General features: G+C 61.7%; 16 protein-coding genes. 11 read left to right on the forward strand and 5 right to left on the reverse strand.

Translation table 11 applies throughout. The features are described from left to right. Nucleotides 1–144: 144 nt before the first annotated feature. Nucleotides 145–486, forward strand: coding sequence for an aspartate-semialdehyde dehydrogenase (locus AC1RR7_RS23750; protein WP_096819497.1), 342 nt, complete (start codon nucleotides 145–147; stop codon nucleotides 484–486). Here the strand turns inward: AC1RR7_RS23750 and AC1RR7_RS23755 are convergent. The 3 genes from AC1RR7_RS23755 to AC1RR7_RS23765 form a co-directional block, all read right to left on the reverse strand. Next, nucleotides 456–1,667, reverse strand: a complete 1,212-nt coding sequence (locus tag AC1RR7_RS23755) for an aminotransferase class V-fold PLP-dependent enzyme (protein ID WP_493158536.1) — start codon at nucleotides 1,665–1,667, stop codon at nucleotides 456–458. The genes AC1RR7_RS23750 and AC1RR7_RS23755 overlap by 31 nt on opposite strands. Beyond that, complete coding sequence (locus AC1RR7_RS23760) at nucleotides 1,664–2,134, reverse strand: RidA family protein (protein WP_102621481.1); 471 nt, start codon at nucleotides 2,132–2,134, stop codon at nucleotides 1,664–1,666. The genes AC1RR7_RS23755 and AC1RR7_RS23760 overlap by 4 nt, the downstream gene beginning before the upstream one ends. 89 nt (nucleotides 2,135–2,223) lie before the next feature. Further along, complete coding sequence (locus AC1RR7_RS23765; protein ID WP_102621480.1) at nucleotides 2,224–3,090, reverse strand: LysR substrate-binding domain-containing protein; 867 nt, start codon at nucleotides 3,088–3,090, stop codon at nucleotides 2,224–2,226. Between the two features lie 183 nt (nucleotides 3,091–3,273). Between AC1RR7_RS23765 and AC1RR7_RS23770 the strand changes: the two genes are divergently transcribed. Together AC1RR7_RS23770 and ccoM are read left to right on the forward strand one after the other, a co-directional pair. Further along, complete coding sequence (locus AC1RR7_RS23770) at nucleotides 3,274–3,435, forward strand: hypothetical protein (protein WP_096819493.1); 162 nt, start codon at nucleotides 3,274–3,276, stop codon at nucleotides 3,433–3,435. Nucleotides 3,436–3,580: 145 nt separating this feature from the next. Then, nucleotides 3,581–3,694, forward strand: coding sequence for a cytochrome c oxidase subunit CcoM (ccoM, locus tag AC1RR7_RS23775; RefSeq protein WP_003222396.1), 114 nt, complete (start codon nucleotides 3,581–3,583; stop codon nucleotides 3,692–3,694). A 562-nt stretch (nucleotides 3,695–4,256) separates the two neighbouring features. On the opposite strand, the gene AC1RR7_RS23780 is transcribed toward ccoM, so the two are convergent. Together AC1RR7_RS23780 and AC1RR7_RS23785 are read right to left on the reverse strand one after the other, a co-directional pair. Next, nucleotides 4,257–5,732, reverse strand: coding sequence for an inorganic phosphate transporter (locus AC1RR7_RS23780; protein WP_096819492.1), 1,476 nt, complete (start codon nucleotides 5,730–5,732; stop codon nucleotides 4,257–4,259). Between the two features lie 375 nt (nucleotides 5,733–6,107). Continuing rightward, nucleotides 6,108–6,308: a hypothetical protein gene (locus AC1RR7_RS23785; protein ID WP_007957826.1), complete on the reverse strand. Its 201-nt coding sequence runs from the start codon at nucleotides 6,306–6,308 to the stop codon at nucleotides 6,108–6,110. Between the two features lie 642 nt (nucleotides 6,309–6,950). Between AC1RR7_RS23785 and pcaR the strand changes: the two genes are divergently transcribed. The 8 genes from pcaR (at nucleotide 6,951) to AC1RR7_RS23825 (ending at nucleotide 15,403) form a co-directional block, all read left to right on the forward strand. Beyond that, nucleotides 6,951–7,793, forward strand: a complete 843-nt coding sequence (gene pcaR, locus AC1RR7_RS23790) for a pca regulon transcriptional regulator PcaR (RefSeq protein WP_096819491.1) — start codon at nucleotides 6,951–6,953, stop codon at nucleotides 7,791–7,793. A 294-nt stretch (nucleotides 7,794–8,087) separates the two neighbouring features. Next, nucleotides 8,088–9,434, forward strand: coding sequence for a 4-hydroxybenzoate transporter PcaK (pcaK, locus tag AC1RR7_RS23795; RefSeq protein ID WP_096819490.1), 1,347 nt, complete (start codon nucleotides 8,088–8,090; stop codon nucleotides 9,432–9,434). A gap of 281 nt (nucleotides 9,435–9,715) precedes the next feature. Continuing rightward, the gene (locus AC1RR7_RS23800) at nucleotides 9,716–10,573 is read left to right on the forward strand and encodes a CoA transferase subunit A (RefSeq protein ID WP_003222404.1); all 858 of its coding nucleotides are present in this window, start codon (nucleotides 9,716–9,718) and stop codon (nucleotides 10,571–10,573) included. After that, nucleotides 10,570–11,352: a CoA-transferase subunit beta gene (locus tag AC1RR7_RS23805; protein ID WP_493158634.1), complete on the forward strand. Its 783-nt coding sequence runs from the start codon at nucleotides 10,570–10,572 to the stop codon at nucleotides 11,350–11,352. Before AC1RR7_RS23800 ends, AC1RR7_RS23805 begins: the two co-directional genes overlap by 4 nt. Continuing rightward, nucleotides 11,349–12,554, forward strand: a complete 1,206-nt coding sequence (pcaF, locus tag AC1RR7_RS23810) for a 3-oxoadipyl-CoA thiolase (protein ID WP_493158537.1) — start codon at nucleotides 11,349–11,351, stop codon at nucleotides 12,552–12,554. The genes AC1RR7_RS23805 and pcaF overlap by 4 nt, the downstream gene beginning before the upstream one ends. 36 nt (nucleotides 12,555–12,590) lie before the next feature. After that, entirely contained in the window at nucleotides 12,591–13,295 is a 705-nt protein-coding gene (gene pcaH, locus AC1RR7_RS23815; RefSeq protein ID WP_493158539.1) for a protocatechuate 3,4-dioxygenase subunit beta, read from the forward strand. 1 nt (nucleotide 13,296) lies between these two features. After that, nucleotides 13,297–13,863 (forward strand): protocatechuate 3,4-dioxygenase subunit alpha, encoded by a 567-nt coding sequence (gene pcaG, locus AC1RR7_RS23820; protein WP_493158541.1) that lies wholly within the window; start codon nucleotides 13,297–13,299, stop codon nucleotides 13,861–13,863. 244 nt (nucleotides 13,864–14,107) lie between these two features. Beyond that, a complete protein-coding gene (locus AC1RR7_RS23825; protein ID WP_096819486.1) occupies nucleotides 14,108–15,403 on the forward strand; it encodes an MFS family transporter in 1,296 nt (431 codons plus the stop codon). Nucleotides 15,404–15,423 lie beyond the last annotated feature (20 nt).

Raw genomic sequence — 15,423 nt, forward strand, 5'->3', positions numbered from 1 at the left:
GGCCAACTGAAGGAAGATTAGGTCATGCGTCGGTTTTACGAGCGATTGCGGCACAACCGAGTGCCGATCCGGTCACAAGTTTGCGACCGATGGCTCAAGGCGCCGATGCCGCAGCCGATAGCCTGCTGACAGGAGACCCTTCATATGCTGCCACCGATGCTCCCCTTGAGCGCCGTGCCGATCACTTCCCAGCAGGACCCGATCCGCCAGCGGCCGGACATTCCTCCGGTGGTGCCGGTGCAGGAAAGCTCCAACGAAAGCACGATCGACCTGCAAAAGCGCGATCCGGAAGAAGACGGTTATCTGCTGCGCGAAGAGCAGCGCCGCCAGCAGGAGCGTGATCGTCGCCGCCGTGAAGCCGACGACGACCCCGAAGCGCACCTCGCCGTACCGGGCACCGAACTCAATGCCGACAACACCGTGCCGGTGGTGCCGCTCATGGAAGACCAGCCGCGTCAGGGCTTGTGGGTCGACATCGAGATCTGAGGCTGCGCGGCCAGTTCAGCCAGATTCGTCAGCAATATGTCGATTTCTTCTGCGGTATTCAGATAACTCACCGACACCCTCGCAATCGAGTTCAGCCCGCGCGCCTGCATGTCCAGCGGTGTGTAGGCCACGCCATTGGCGCCGATGTTGATTCGCCGCTCGGCCAGCGCCTGCTTCAGCGCCACGCAATCCCAGCCTTCCAGCGTGAAGGCGATCAGTCCGGATTGTTCGTTGGCCGACCCCAGATCTAGCAGTGTCAGCCCGGGAATCTCCTTCATACGCCGGCGCAGTGGTTGGCTCAGTTCAACGATCCGCTGCCGAATCGCGATGGGCCCGATGCGCTGATGTTCCTCCAGCGCATTGGCCAGCCCGGCCAGCAGCGCCAGCGACACTTCACTGGTTTCAAAGCGGCGGGCGTCGTCGCGCAAGGTAAAGCGCTGGCCATCCCACGGTGCCGACAGCACGTCGCGCTGCACCGGCAACAGTCGTTGCAGGAATTGCGGCCGGATGTACATCAACGCCGTACCGCGCGGCCCGCGCAGGAACTTGCGCCCCGCACCCTTGAGCATGTCGCACTGCAAGGCCTGGACGTCACAGGGCAATTGCCCCAGCGCCTGGCCGGCGTCGATGAAATAGGGGATGCCGTGACGTCGGGCTATCGCTCCGATCTGCGTCGCCGGGTTGATCAGGCCACCATTGGCCGGTAGCCAGGTCAGGGCGATCAGGCGCACATGGCGGTCAATCATTTGCGCCAGAGCTTGTGGATCGACGGCGCCACGGGCATCGCAAGGGATCACTTCCAGTCGCGCACCGGCCTTCACCGCTTCGGCCATGCAGGCCAAGTTGCCGGCCCATTCATGGCGACCGACCAGAATCCGCTCGCCCGAGTGCCACGGTCCCAGTGCATTGAATGCCTGACTCCAGGCCGCCGAGCCGCTACTGGCAAAGGCGATGTCTTCGGGTTGGGCGTTGAGCAGGGCGGCTGCGGCACTGCGCGCGCGTTCCTGCACTTGTATGTCCGCCGTCTCCATCGGCCCGCCGAGCGCTTCGCGTTGCAGTTGCCCGATCACCGCGTCGAGGGTGGCCTGACTCGGCAGTGAGGCCCCGGCGTGATTGAAATGGATCACCTGCGCGCAGCCGGGCGTGGCGTCGCGCAGGCGCAGGACTTCGTCGACGTTCACGGCTTGAGCTCGAAGATCGCGTCGACTTCCACCGCCACGCCGGCCGGCAGGCTCGACACCCCGACGGCGGTGCGCACATGGCGGCCCTTGTCGCCGAGGACGTTGACCAGCAGGTTCGAGGCGCCGTTGGCGATCACGCCCTGGCGCGGGAAGTCCGGGGTGCTGGCGATAAACGCGCCGAGCCGGATGATCCGCACCAGTTTTGACAGGTCATCGCCCAAGGCATCGGCGAGTTGGGCCAGCAGGCCTAATGCGGCAAGTTCGGCGGCGTTGACACCTTCTTCGTCGGAGATCGCTTCGCCGAGGCGCCCGAGGAATGCAGGTTTGCCATCGAGCATGGGAATCTGCCCGGCGATGTACAACTGATTCTGACTGATCACGTGGCTGACGTAGTTGGCCACCGGCTGGCTTGGCGCAGGCAGTTGCAGGCCGAGTTGCTGGACGCGTTGTTTGATTGAGTCGCTCATGCGGAGTCCTCCTGAGTGAGGACTCCAGCATGTTGGCGCAGGAGGGTGGGCGACAAACGGATAGATTTGATTCGACGTATCCAAAAAACTCATGCGTCGACGATTTGCTCCAGCCATTGGCTGAACGCCTGTGCCGCGGGGTTTGGTGGGCGCTCCGGAGTGACCAGCCAATAGCCGATTTCGCCGGACATTGGTGGGGTATCGAAGGCCGGCACCAGTGCGCCTTCCTTGAATCGACGATCAATCAGGCATTGGCGACCCATGGCGATGCCCTGGCCGGCCACCGCCGCTTCGACCACGATGTTGTAGTCGTGGAGCATGACGCTGGGCACTTGCGCCAGGTCGATGCCGCTGTGTTGCTGCCAGTCGATCCATTCGAACGGCTGGTGCGACTTGGCCATCAACAGCGGGCCGTTCTGCATGCCGCGGGCCTTGAAGGCCGGGCTGCACACCGGCGTCAGGGTTTCCGTCATGAACCGGCGTGCCTGGACTTTCGGCCAGCCGCCCTTGCCGTAGCGGATTGCCAAGTCCACCTCGCCGCCGTCGACATCGGCCAGTTGCACGGCGGGTAGCAACTCGACGTGGATGTTCGGGTATTTGGTGTTGAAGTCCGCCAGGCGCGGCGCCAGCCACAAGGTCGCGAAGGAAGCCAGCAGGCCGATGCGCAGGGTGGTGGGGCGCTCGCCGCGCAAGTCGTGGGTGGCGGCGGCAATCGCGGCGAGGGCGGGCTCGATCTGTCGGTAGTATTGTTCGCCGGCCGGCGTCAGGTCGATCGCCCGGGTGCGTCGCACGAACAGCGGCTGATCGAGGAACTCCTCGAGTTTGTGCACCTGATGGCTGATCGCACTTTGCGTCACCGACAGTTCGTCGGCCGCCTTGATGAAGCTCAAGTGACGGGCCACGGCCTCGAAGGCGCGCAGGGCCATCAGCGGCGGCAGATCCTGATGCAAGGGCACGGCAGACATCCTCGGAACAGTGCAAAGCGCAGAGTGTGCGGGCAAAAGCGCTGGCCGGTACACGATTTGTTGTATAGCGCCTGCGTCGATGGCTGGTCAGCGCCGGCGCGAGGCCGCATTATTGGCGCAGTCCTGTCGGTGATCCGGCAGTTGTGATTCAGTCCAAGCGATGCACCGAACGCCATGAGCCAAGACGACAAACTGATCGACCTCAGCACCGAACGCGCCAAGCGGGTTCATGACCTCAACGAGAAGCGCCTGAATGAAGTGCGACAGGCGTTCGAGCAGGCCATGCCGTTGGGTAAACCGAAGAAAAAGTCGAAAAACAAACCGAAAAAGCGTTGATCTCCCCTGCATCCGTTGATGCAGGTCAGTTATTTCCCCTCCTTTCTCCCGCGTGTTGACCGGCATTGATCCCGGTCAATTCCTGCGCCTGCCTGATTGGTTAACTTAGTTCCATCGCAGCAGAGCAGGGGCCAGGAGGCCAGTCATGTTTTTCGATAACGTGGTGTTTGCCGGGGTCCTGACCGTGGGCCTGATGGTTCTGTTTTTTGCAGGGTTTGGATTTTTTATCTGGAAAGATGCGAATAAGCGCAAGAAGTAGAAGAGCGCTTTCTGGATTGATGAGCACGCAAGGCATTTTGGGCAACTTCGGTTGCCCTTTTTTTTGCCTTCTTGGCGGCCTCTGGGCCGACCATGCTTTGGGTGTTCTTTGTGAATATCCGTTGCTTCGGGTGCTGCCGCTGGCGGTTTCGCCCTTACGGCGAGTCACTTTGGCAAACGCCCCAAAGTAACCAAAACGCTGGGCCCCGGCGTTCGGCGCCTCGCTGAGGCTCGGCGTTCCTTCGCTCCGGGATTCATCCGGGGGCATCGCCTCCGGTTTGCTTCGCTGCACCTCCTCTCGATGTGTTCGACTCCGTCGAACGGCGCTACGCGCCCACCCCCGGATGAATCCCTCCACTCAGCCTGCCGAAGGGGCCGGCACGTCAAAAGCGGTACTCGAGCTAACGCTCATCGTGTTGAGTGGTGGGAAGCGGAAGCTAACAGCTTGATCGTTCCCACGCTCTGCGTGGGAATGCAGCCCGGGATGCTCCGCGTTCCATTTCTGGAAGCAACAAAAAAGGCGTGATCCTCTCGAATCACGCCTTCTTCACTACATCAATCTATCAGCTACCCAGCGCCTTCGACGCCAGCCAGAACAAACCAGCCGACAGGGCCACGGTGGCTGGCAGGGTCAGGACCCAGGCCAGCAGGATGGTTTTCACCGTGCCGCCTTGCAGGCCGCTTTTGTTGGCGACCATGGTGCCGGCCACGCCCGAGGAGAGGACGTGGGTGGTAGACACCGGCAGGCTGAAGATGTTGGCCAGGCCGATCAGGCTGGCGGTGGTGATCTGTGCCGACATGCCTTGCGAGTAGGTCATGCCTTGCTTGCCGATCTTCTCGCCGATGGTCAGTACCACGCGTTTCCAGCCAACCATGGTGCCCAGGCCCAAGGCCAGGGCGACCGCCAGAATCACCCAGAACGGGGCGTATTCGGTGGTGGTGGTCAGGTCTTTGCGCAGTTTGTCCAGGTCGGCTTTTTCACGAGCGGCGAGGCCTGGCAGTTTGCTGACTTTCTTCGCGGTGTCGTCCAGGCAGAGCAGGTAGCGACGCACTTCGATGCGGCTTTCCGACGACAGCGAGTGGTAGTCCGCCACACCCTTGAGGGTGTCGAGCAGGGCGTTGATGGTCGGTTCGGTCTGTTGCGGGTTGCAACGGAATTTCTCCGGCAGGTCGCCTTCCACGCTTTTGCCCAGCGCCAGGAACTCGCCCAGGGTATCGGCGTTGCGCTTGTAGAACTGGCTCAGGTGCAGGGTCGCATCGCGAGTACGTTCGATCTGGTAAGTGGTGCTGTTCAGGTCGAGTACGAACTGCGCAGGCACGATACCGATCAGTACCAGCATGATCAGGCCGATGCCTTTCTGGCCGTCGTTGGAACCGTGCACGAAGCTCACGGCCATGGCCGAGATCACCAGGACCAGACGGTTCCAGAACGGTGGGTGCTTCTTGTCGTCGATCTTGCGGCGCTGTTCAGGCGTCTTGTGCATTTTCGACAGCGGGCGCCACCATTTCAGGCCGATCAGGATCAGCGCGGCGATCAGGAAACCGGCCATCGGCGAGAACACCAGCGAAGCGCCGATGTCGATCGCTTTCTGCCAGTTGACGCCGTCGGCCAGTGGAATCTCGTTGATCAGGGCGTTGGCCAGGCCGACACCGAGGATCGAACCGATCAGGGTGTGGGAGCTGGAGGCCGGGATACCGAAGTACCAGGTGCCCAGGTTCCAGGCGATGGCGGCGGCGAGCAGCGAGAACACCATTGCCAGACCATGGCCGGTGTTCACATTGATCAGCAGTTCTACCGGCAGCAAGTGGACGATGGCATAAGCCACGCCAACGCCGCCCAGCAGTACGCCGAGGAAGTTGAACACGCCCGAGAAGAACACCGCCAGGTGAGGCGGCATCGCTTTGGTGTAGATAACAGTGGCTACCGCGTTAGCGGTGTCATGAAATCCATTGATGAACTCGAAGGCGAGGACAAATGTCAGGGCGAGCAGGAGGCTCACAAGCACCCAGGCATCCAGTCCGCTGAATAAATCGATCATGAAGGTTTTCTGACCCGGTCATAAGGGGGCGCGATTATGCCAGAAAAGACTGGAAATCGATCCCCTACCTGCTCATCGGTAACCTTCTTCGCCAAATTAATTTGTATCAAGGTGCATTACCCAAGCTTTTTACAGGGTTTTGCAAGGTGTTGATTCAATTGGAAAAAATGCGAAGCGTCGGCGGATTGGCCGGTGTGCGAGAGGGGGCAGAAGCGTGTATGAAATATCTGAGAAACGTGTCTGACATGCTCCAAACCTGTGCAATACAGGGGAGTTGGCCGCTGCCCGCGGGTAGCGGGCGCGCAAGGCATCGTCAGTCCACCGTGCTTGTAACCCGGTGAGTACGCTTACCCTCGAAAGTCTCAAAGGAAGGCGTCAAGGCTCTTCGGCTTTGAGTTCCTCTTCCATTTTTTTCAGTTCTTGCTGGAAGACCTGATCCTGAACGGTGGGGCGTTTACGCCAGGCTTTGCGTTCCGGTTCGGGCTGGGCGGCGTAGGTGGTGACTTCCCCGCCGTAAACTTCCTTGTAACGTTGTTCCTGGCGCTCAAGTTCCGCGCGCAGTTCGTCTTTCGTCACAGTGCTACCTGTATGAGTTGAGATAAATGTCTGGTGAAACGCACTGCAACGAATCGATTGAACCGGTTCGCCAACAAGCCACGGCCTGAACAGGCAGCGGTGTTATCGGCAGGGCGGTCAAGACTTCCATGTTACAGGCGGCTACGGCACCAGATTAAAACTGACGCAGCATCAGTTTCCTGTTTCAGCGAGCGCGCTGGCGGTGCATGGGTGATGATCATCAGGCGCTGGCCGGGGCTGAAGGCAATGGACATCGCCTCAGCGAATGGCGTCGACGGCAAATAAAAGTGCGGCGCCACTGAGGTGCATTATAGCGGCCGATTCGGGATTGACTATCTTTGCCAAGTTAAAAACGGTTCCGGATGTGTGATTGTTTTGTGACTCGCAACTTTTACCCATAGTTGCATCGTTGTTGTCGGGTGTTGTGTTTCTGGCGCCATTTAGCCGAACAACTAAGGCGCCAGGTGCATGAGGTGATACCGAGTTTAAAACGGTCGTGAGCGATTCCCGCCGGGACGCAGGGGTCGTTGCGATTATCGGTCGACGGTTCGATAATCGCCCGGTGTTGGCGATCTGGCGCTTGTGCATCTGTCTGCGAGCCGCTTGTATAGCCGTCGATCCGTACAGGAAAAAGGACCTGACATGAACGATCAAATGCGCAATTCCTTTACGTCGGTGGCGCCGCCGATCGTTGCTTCACCGGCCAAACGCATCCAGGCCCTGACCGGCGATCCGGACTTCATGACCTCTCTGGCCCGTGGCCTGGCGGTGGTCCAGGCGTTTCAGGAGCGCAAGCGTCACTTGACCATCGCCCAGATCAGCCACCGTACGGAAATTCCCCGTGCCGCCGTGCGCCGTTGCCTGCATACGCTGATCAAGCTCGGCTACGCCACCACCGACGGCCGTACTTATTCGTTGCTGCCCAAAGTGCTGACCCTCGGTCACGCCTATCTGTCTTCGACGCCGCTGGCGGTTTCCGCCCAGCCTTACCTCGACCGCATGAGCGAGCAACTCCACGAGGCCTGCAACATGGCCACGCTGGAAGGTGACGACATTCTCTACATCGCGCGTTCGGCCACCACCCAGCGCCTGATTTCGGTAGACCTGTCGGTGGGCGGGCGTCTGCCGGCGTATTGCACGTCCATGGGGCGGATTCTGCTGGCGGCGCTGGACGACACGTCGTTGCGCGAATACCTCGACCACGCCGAACTGGTGGCCAAGACCAGCCGTACGCTCCACACCCCCGACACCTTGCTCGAGTGTTTGCAGGAAGTGCGGCAGCAGGGCTGGTGCATCGTCGATCAGGAACTGGAGCAAGGCCTGCGTTCGATTGCGGTGCCGGTGTACGACGCCTCCGGCCAGGTGGTGGCCGCGCTCAACGTCAGCACCCACGCCGGTCGCGTCAGCCGTACCGAGCTTGAGCAGCGTTTTCTGCCGGGCCTGTTGAGTGCCAGCCGCGACCTCAGCGCGCAGTTGTTCGCCTGATGAAGCTGTTCGATAAACGCACAGAGTTGCGTTTATCGAATTGACGCTAAAACCCCCGGATCATTAATGTCGCGGCAGCGTCATCCGGCGCTGTTGTGAATGAGCCCGCCGGATCGTCGACTCCCATAATAATGACAAGAGGCAACTTCCCATGCGCACGTTCCCCGACTGTCGCCGCTCCCGTTCCTGTTGCCGGTTTTAGCGCAACGCCTGATTCCCTCCTTATATGCTTGTGTCCGTGCCAGTCTTTGGCCGGTCGCCGTTCGACTGCGTTTTTTGCTTGGAATAAAAATAATGAACCAGCCTCAGTCCGCTGTGGGTAACTGCCTCGACGTGCAGTCCTTCATCAACGCCCAACCGATCTCGCGCTATCAGTGGCGCGTGGTGATTCTGTGTTTCCTGATTGTGTTCCTCGATGGTCTCGACACCGCGGCCATGGGGTTTATCGCACCGGCCCTGTCCCAGGACTGGGGCATCGACCGCGCCAGCCTCGGCCCGGTGATGAGCGCCGCGCTGATCGGCATGGTCTTTGGTGCCTTGGGCTCCGGGCCGTTGGCTGACCGCTTCGGGCGAAAGGTCGTACTGGTCGGTGCGGTCTTTCTGTTCGGTGCTTTCAGCCTGGCGTCGGCCTACGCCACCAACGTCGAGCAATTGCTGGTGCTGCGCTTCCTGACCGGTCTGGGACTGGGCGCGGGCATGCCGAACGCCACCACGCTGCTGTCGGAATACACCCCGGAGCGCAAAAAGTCGCTGTTGGTGACCAGCATGTTCTGCGGTTTCAACCTCGGTATGGCCGGCGGCGGGTTTATCTCGGCCAAGCTGATTCCGGCGTTCGGCTGGCACAGTTTGTTGCTGATCGGCGGGATTCTGCCGCTGATCCTCGCCGTGGTGTTGCTGGTCTGGCTGCCGGAGTCGGCGCGTTACCTGGTGGTGCGTAATCGCGGTACCGACAAAGTCCGCAAGACCCTCGCACCGATCGACCCGGCCACCGTCGCCCAGGCAGCGAGTTTCAGCGTGCCGGAACAGAAAACCGTCAAGGCACGCAACGTGTTCGCGGTGATTTTCTCTGGCACCTACAGCACCGGCACGCTGTTGCTGTGGCTGACCTACTTCATGGGCCTGGTAATCGTGTACCTGCTGACCAGTTGGCTGCCGACCCTGATGCGCGACAGCGGTGCGAGCATGGAGCAAGCGGCGTTCATCGGCGCGTTGTTCCAGTTCGGCGGGGTGTTGAGCGCGGTCGGCGTAGGCTGGGCGATGGACCGCTTCAATCCGCACAAGGTCATCGGCATTTTCTACCTGCTGGCCGGGGTGTTTGCCTACGCGGTCGGGCAGAGCCTGGGCAACATCACGCTGCTGGCGACGCTGGTGCTGGTGGCGGGCATGTGCGTCAACGGCGCGCAATCGGCGATGCCGTCGCTGGCGGCGCGGTTTTACCCGACTCAAGGCCGGGCGACCGGTGTCTCGTGGATGCTCGGGATCGGCCGGTTCGGTGCGATTCTCGGGGCGTGGATGGGCGCGACCCTGCTGGGCCTGGGCTGGAATTTCGAACAGGTGCTGACAGCGCTGGTGATCCCGGCCGGGCTGGCGACGGCAGCGGTGGTGATCAAGGGCCTGGTCAGTCACGCGGACGCGACCTGAGTTTCATTGCAGGATCGTTCCCACGTCGAACCGGCCTCAGAGGATGCTCCGTGTTCGGCTCCGGAAGGGACGCGGAGCGTCCCGGGCTGCATTCCCACGCAGAGCGTGGGAACGATCAGTGACGGAACGATAGGTTGATAACAATCTGTTCGATAAACGAACACTCAGTCGATTATCGGATTGTTTGGCGAAAATCAGCGGCTTAATCTTCAGTGACTCCGGCGCACAACCTCGCGCCTTTTTATCACTGGCGATCCACTACAAAAACGGGAGCCCGCTCCATGGCTGAGATCCTTTCGCTGCACGACGCGGTGAAGCAATTCGTCAACGACGGCGACACCGTCGCGCTCGAAGGCTTCACTCACCTGATCCCTACGGCGGCGGGTCATGAAATCATTCGTCAGGGCAAGAAAGATCTGACCCTGGTGCGGATGACGCCTGACCTGATCTACGACCAACTGATCGGCGCCGGCTGTGCACGCAAGCTGATCTTCTCCTGGGGCGGCAATCCTGGCGTGGGTTCGCTGCACCGTCTGCGCGACGCGGTCGAGAAACAATGGCCGCATGCGCTGGAAATCGAAGAACACAGCCACGCCGACCTGGCCAATGCCTACGTCGCCGGCGCCTCCGGCCTACCGTTCGCGGTACTGCGGGCCTACGCCGGTTCTGACCTGCCGAAGGTCAACCCGCTGATCAAGTCCGTGACGTGCCCGTTCACCGGTGAAGTGCTGGCAGCGGTGCCGTCGGTGCGTCCGGACGTGACCGTGATCCACGCCCAGAAAGCCGACCGTCAGGGCAACGTGTTGCTGTGGGGCATCCTCGGTGTGCAAAAAGAAGCCGCGCTGGCCGCCAAGCGTTGCATCGTCACCGTCGAAGAAATCGTCGACAACCTCAACGCGCCGATGAACGCCTGTGTGCTGCCGACCTGGGCCTTGAGCGCGGTCTGCCATGTGCCCGGTGGCGCGCATCCGTCCTACGCCCACGGTTACACCGAGCGGGACAACCGCTTCTATCAGGCGTGGGACCCGATCGCCCGCGACCGTGAGACGTTTACCGCGTGGATCAACGAATACATCCATGGCTGCGCTGACTTCAGCGAGTTCCAGGCCAAGTTGGCCGCTGCTTCGGAGGCCAAATAATGACTTACACCACCAATGAAATGATGACCGTCGCCGCGGCCCGTCGCCTGAAGAACGGCTCGGTATGCTTCGTCGGCATCGGCCTGCCATCGAAAGCCGCCAACCTGGCGCGGCTGACCTCTTCGCCGGACGTGGTGCTGATCTACGAGTCCGGCCCGATCGGTGCCAAACCCAGCGTACTGCCGCTGTCGATCGGTGACGGCGAACTGGCGGAAACCGCCGACACCGTCGTGCCGACCGGTGAGATTTTTCGCTACTGGCTGCAGGGCGGACGCATCGACGTCGGTTTCCTCGGCGCAGCGCAGGTCGACCGTTTCGGCAACATCAACACCACCGTGGTTGGCGATTATCACCAGCCGAAAGTGCGTCTGCCGGGGGCCGGTGGTGCGCCGGAGATCGCCGGTTCCGCGAAAAGCGTGCTGATCATCCTCAAGCAGTCGGCGCGCTCGTTTGTCGACAAGCTCGATTTCATCACCTCGGTCGGCCATGGCGAGGGCGGCGATTCGCGCAAACGTCTGGGCCTGCCGGGTGCCGGGCCGGTCGGGATCATCACTGACCTGTGCATCATGGAGCCGGAAGAAGGCACCCACGAATTCGTGGTCACCGCACTGCACCCGGGTGTGACCCGCGAGCAAGTGGTCGCCGCCACCGGTTGGGCAATCCGTTTTGCCGACAACGTTGCCACCACCGCTGAACCGACCGAAGTGGAGCTGACCGCCCTGCGCGATCTCGAAGCGCGTACCGCCGCGGCCCACGGCCAGGCACCGGGAGAAGCATGATGCGCGACGTTTATATCTGCGATGCGATTCGTACCCCCATCGGTCGTTTTGGTGGCGGTCTGGCGGCTGTTCGTGCCGACGACCTGGCCGCCGTGCCGATCAAGGCCCTGATGGAGCGCAACCCATCGGTGGACTGGGGCGCCATCGACGAAGTATTCCTCGGCTGCGCCAACCAGGCCGGCGAAGACAACCGCAACGTGGCGCGCATGGCGCTGCTGCTGGCGGGGCTGCCTGACAGCGTGCCTGGCGTCACCCTCAATCGTCTCTGCGCGTCGGGCATGGACGCCATCGGCACGGCGTTCCGCGCCATCGCCAGTGGCGAAATGGAGCTGGCGATTGCCGGCGGCGTCGAGTCGATGTCCCGCGCGCCGTTCGTGATGGGCAAGGCTGACGCGGCGTTTTCGCGCAACATGAAACTGGAAGACACCACCATCGGCTGGCGTTTCATCAACCCGTTGATGAAGGCGCAGTACGGCGTCGACGCAATGCCGCAGACCGCCGACAACGTCGCCGACGACTATGAAGTGTCGCGCGAGGATCAGGACGCTTTCGCCTTGCGCAGTCAGCAACGGACGGCCGCCGCCCAGGCTGCCGGCTACTTCGCCGAGGAAATCGTCGAAGTGCGGATCGCCCACAAGAAGGGTGAAACCGTGGTCAGCCAGGACGAACACCCTCGCGCCGACACCACGATTGAAGCCCTGACCAAGCTGAAACCGGTCAACGGCCCGGACAAGACTGTCACCGCCGGCAACGCTTCGGGCGTCAACGACGGTGCCGCCGCGCTGATTCTGGCCTCGGCGGAAGCGGTGAAAAAACATGGTTTGACCGCCCGCGCCAAAGTGCTCGGGATGGCCAGTGCCGGCGTCGCGCCACGGGTGATGGGCATCGGCCCGGTGCCGGCGGTGCGCAAACTCACCGAACGCCTTGGCGTGGCAGTTAGCGATTTCGATGTGATCGAACTCAACGAAGCGTTTGCCAGCCAAGGTCTGGCGGTATTACGCGAACTGGGACTGGCGGACGACGCGGCCCAAGTCAACCCGAACGGCGGCGCGATCGCCCTCGGTCATCCGCTGGGCATGAGCGGCGCGCGCCTGGTGCTGACCGCCCTGCATCAGCTGGAAAAGACCGGTGGCAAGAAAGGTCTGGCGACCATGTGCGTCGGTGTCGGCCAGGGTCTGGCCCTGGCCATCGAACGCGTCTGACGCAAGCCGTGACGAACAAGAACAGAGGAAAGCGAAATGACTGACAAGCCTGGTTACCGCCGCCCGCAGGAAGGCACCCAGCCGCCATACCTGCACCCGAATTATCAATCCACCAATCTGCGCTCGCCGTCCAAGCCGTTGGTGTTCCTGCCGCATTCGCTGTCGGAAATCACCGGCCCGACCATCGGTGCCGAGCGTGTGGCCGATACAGATAACGATCTGACCGCCCAGCATCAGGGTGAACCGCTCGGCGAGCGGATCATCATTCACGGGCGTGTGCTCGACGAGGACGGTCTGCCGGTGCAGGGGATTCTGGTGGAGATCTGGCAGGCCAACGCCGCCGGTCGCTACAACCACGCCCGCGACCTGCACGACGCACCGCTGGACCCGAATTTCACCGGCACCGGCCGCACCGTGACCGACGCCGACGGCTGGTATCAGTTCCAGACCATCAAGCCCGGCGCCTATCCTTGGGGTAACCACCACAACGCCTGGCGCCCGGCGCACGTGCATTTCTCGCTGTTCGGGCCGAGCATCCTGACGCGTCTGGTCACGCAAATGTATTTCCCCGGCGACCCATTGCTGCCGTATGACCCGATCTACAACTGCGTGCCGGACACCTCGGCCAAGGAACGCCTGATCGCCGCTTTCGATCTGGAAAAAACCATTCCGTCCTACGCCCTCGCTTATCGCTGGGACATCGTGCTGCGCGGCCGCGAAGCCACGCCGATGGAGAAATGAGATGACCCTGACTGCGACCACGTCCCACACCGTCGGGCCGTATTACCACATCGGCCTGACCTGGCTGAACCGCGAGAACCTCGCCAACGAACTGACCCTCGGCCAGCGCGTGGCGATCACCGGACAAGTGGTGGATGGCAACGGCGATGTCGTCAACGACGCCATGCTCGAAGTCTGGCAGGCCAACGCCGCCGGCAAATACGATCACCCGGAAGACGAACAGGCCAAACCGCTGGACCCGAATTTCGAAGGTTTCGGCCGGGTGCCGGTGGATACCGAAGGGCGCTTCCGTTTCACCACGATCAAACCGGGCACGGTCGAAGGCCTGAAAGGCTCGACCCAGGCGCCGCACCTGGTGGTGCTGGTGTTCGCGCGCGGGTTGGTGAAGCACTTGCTGACGCGGATTTATTTCGAGGGCGATCCGGCGAACGTCAATGATCCGCTGCTCGAATGCGTACCGGCCGAGCGCCGCACCACGTTGCTGGCCAAGCCGGATGCGGCGGGCGTTTATCAGTGGAATGTGATCCTGCAGGGCACTGACGCGGAAACCGTGTTCTTCGATTATTGAAAGAACACTGCACCTTCCCGCGCAGAGTACTGATCGTTCCCACGCTCCGCGTGGGAATGCATACCGTGACGCTCCGCGTCACAGTGGACGCAGAGCGTCCATGGCGGCATTCCCACGCAGAGCGTGGGAACGATCAACGTCGAGGCGCCGAATGCGTTTGCGTGGGAACGATCAATACAGGATGTGGAACGGGACTGTTGCGAAGTGTGTCTAGACTCTCACTGTCCCTATCGAGTGAAAAACAATGACAACCACCACAGCTCATTACACCGGCGAGGAGCGCAGCAAGCGCATCTTCGCCATTGTCGGCGCCTCGTCCGGCAACCTGGTCGAATGGTTCGACTTCTACGTCTACGCCTTCTGCGCGATCTATTTCGCCCCAGCGTTTTTTCCTTCTGACAACCCCACGGTGCAGTTGGTCAACACGGCAGGCGTGTTCGCGGCCGGGTTCCTGATGCGACCGATCGGCGGCTGGATCTTCGGCCGGGTGGCGGACAAGCACGGGCGCAAGAACTCGATGCTGATCTCGATTCTGATGATGTGTTTCGGCTCGTTGCTCATTGCCTGTCTGCCGACCTACAACAGCATCGGGGTCTGGGCGCCGGTGCTGTTGCTGTTCGCGCGCCTGTTGCAGGGCTTGTCGGTGGGCGGTGAGTACGGCACCACCGCGACGTACATGAGCGAAGTGGCACTCAAGGGCCAGCGCGGTTTCTTCGCTTCCTTCCAGTACGTGACCCTGATCGGCGGTCAACTGCTGGCGGTGCTGGTGGTGGTGATCCTGCAGCAATTCCTCTCTGAAGATGAACTGCGGGCCTACGGCTGGCGGATTCCGTTCGTGGTCGGGGCGGTGGCGGCGCTGATTTCGTTGTTCCTGCGTCGCGCCTTGAAAGAAACCACCAACAAGGAAATACGCGAACACAAAGACGCCGGCAGCATCCGTGCGCTGTTCCGCGATCACAAGGCTGCGTTCATCACCGTCCTCGGCTATACCGCCGGTGGCTCGCTGATTTTCTACACCTTCACCACGTACATGCAGAAGTACCTGGTGAACACCGCCGGCATGCACGCCAAGACCGCGAGCTTCATCATGACCGGCGCGCTCTTCTTATATATGTGCATGCAGCCACTGTTCGGCATGCTCGCCGACAAGATCGGCCGGCGTAACTCGATGCTCTGGTTCGGTGCCCTCGGCACGCTGTTCACTGTGCCGATCCTGTTGAGCCTGAAAAGCGTCAGCAGCCCGTTCCTGGCCTTCGTGCTGATCACCGTGGCGCTGGCGATCGTCAGTTTCTACACCTCGATCAGCGGCCTGGTGAAAGCCGAAATGTTCCCGCCGGAAGTCCGCGCCCTCGGCGTCGGCCTGGCCTACGCGGTGGCTAACGCGATCTTCGGCGGTTCGGCCGAATACGTGGCCCTGAGCCTGAAAGCCGGGGGCATGGAAAACGCCTTCTACTGGTACGTCACGGTGATGATGGCGGTGGCGTTCCTGTTCAGCCTGCGTCTGCCGAAACAGGCCGCCTACTTGCACCACGATCTCTAAACCGAAGTGCGCGGGCCACA

The sequence above is a fragment of the Pseudomonas sp. GW821-FHT11G12 genome, from assembly GCF_058808055.1.

Excerpts from the sequence above, each read along its gene's own strand:
- AC1RR7_RS23750 (WP_096819497.1), top strand. The coding sequence starts at position 145 with ATGCTGCCACCGATGCTCCCCTTGAGCGCCGTGCCGATCACTTCCCAG.
- ccoM (WP_003222396.1), top strand. The coding sequence starts at position 3,581 with ATGTTTTTCGATAACGTGGTGTTTGCCGGGGTCCTGACCGTGGGCCTG.
- AC1RR7_RS23770 (WP_096819493.1), top strand. The coding sequence starts at position 3,274 with ATGAGCCAAGACGACAAACTGATCGACCTCAGCACCGAACGCGCCAAG.
- AC1RR7_RS23760 (WP_102621481.1), bottom strand. The coding sequence starts at position 2,134 with ATGAGCGACTCAATCAAACAACGCGTCCAGCAACTCGGCCTGCAACTG.
- AC1RR7_RS23800 (WP_003222404.1), top strand. The coding sequence starts at position 9,716 with ATGGCTGAGATCCTTTCGCTGCACGACGCGGTGAAGCAATTCGTCAAC.
- pcaH (WP_493158539.1), top strand. The coding sequence starts at position 12,591 with ATGACTGACAAGCCTGGTTACCGCCGCCCGCAGGAAGGCACCCAGCCG.
- pcaR (WP_096819491.1), top strand. The coding sequence starts at position 6,951 with ATGAACGATCAAATGCGCAATTCCTTTACGTCGGTGGCGCCGCCGATC.
- AC1RR7_RS23780 (WP_096819492.1), bottom strand. The coding sequence starts at position 5,732 with ATGATCGATTTATTCAGCGGACTGGATGCCTGGGTGCTTGTGAGCCTC.
- pcaG (WP_493158541.1), top strand. The coding sequence starts at position 13,297 with ATGACCCTGACTGCGACCACGTCCCACACCGTCGGGCCGTATTACCAC.
- pcaF (WP_493158537.1), top strand. The coding sequence starts at position 11,349 with ATGATGCGCGACGTTTATATCTGCGATGCGATTCGTACCCCCATCGGT.
- AC1RR7_RS23825 (WP_096819486.1), top strand. The coding sequence starts at position 14,108 with ATGACAACCACCACAGCTCATTACACCGGCGAGGAGCGCAGCAAGCGC.
- pcaK (WP_096819490.1), top strand. The coding sequence starts at position 8,088 with ATGAACCAGCCTCAGTCCGCTGTGGGTAACTGCCTCGACGTGCAGTCC.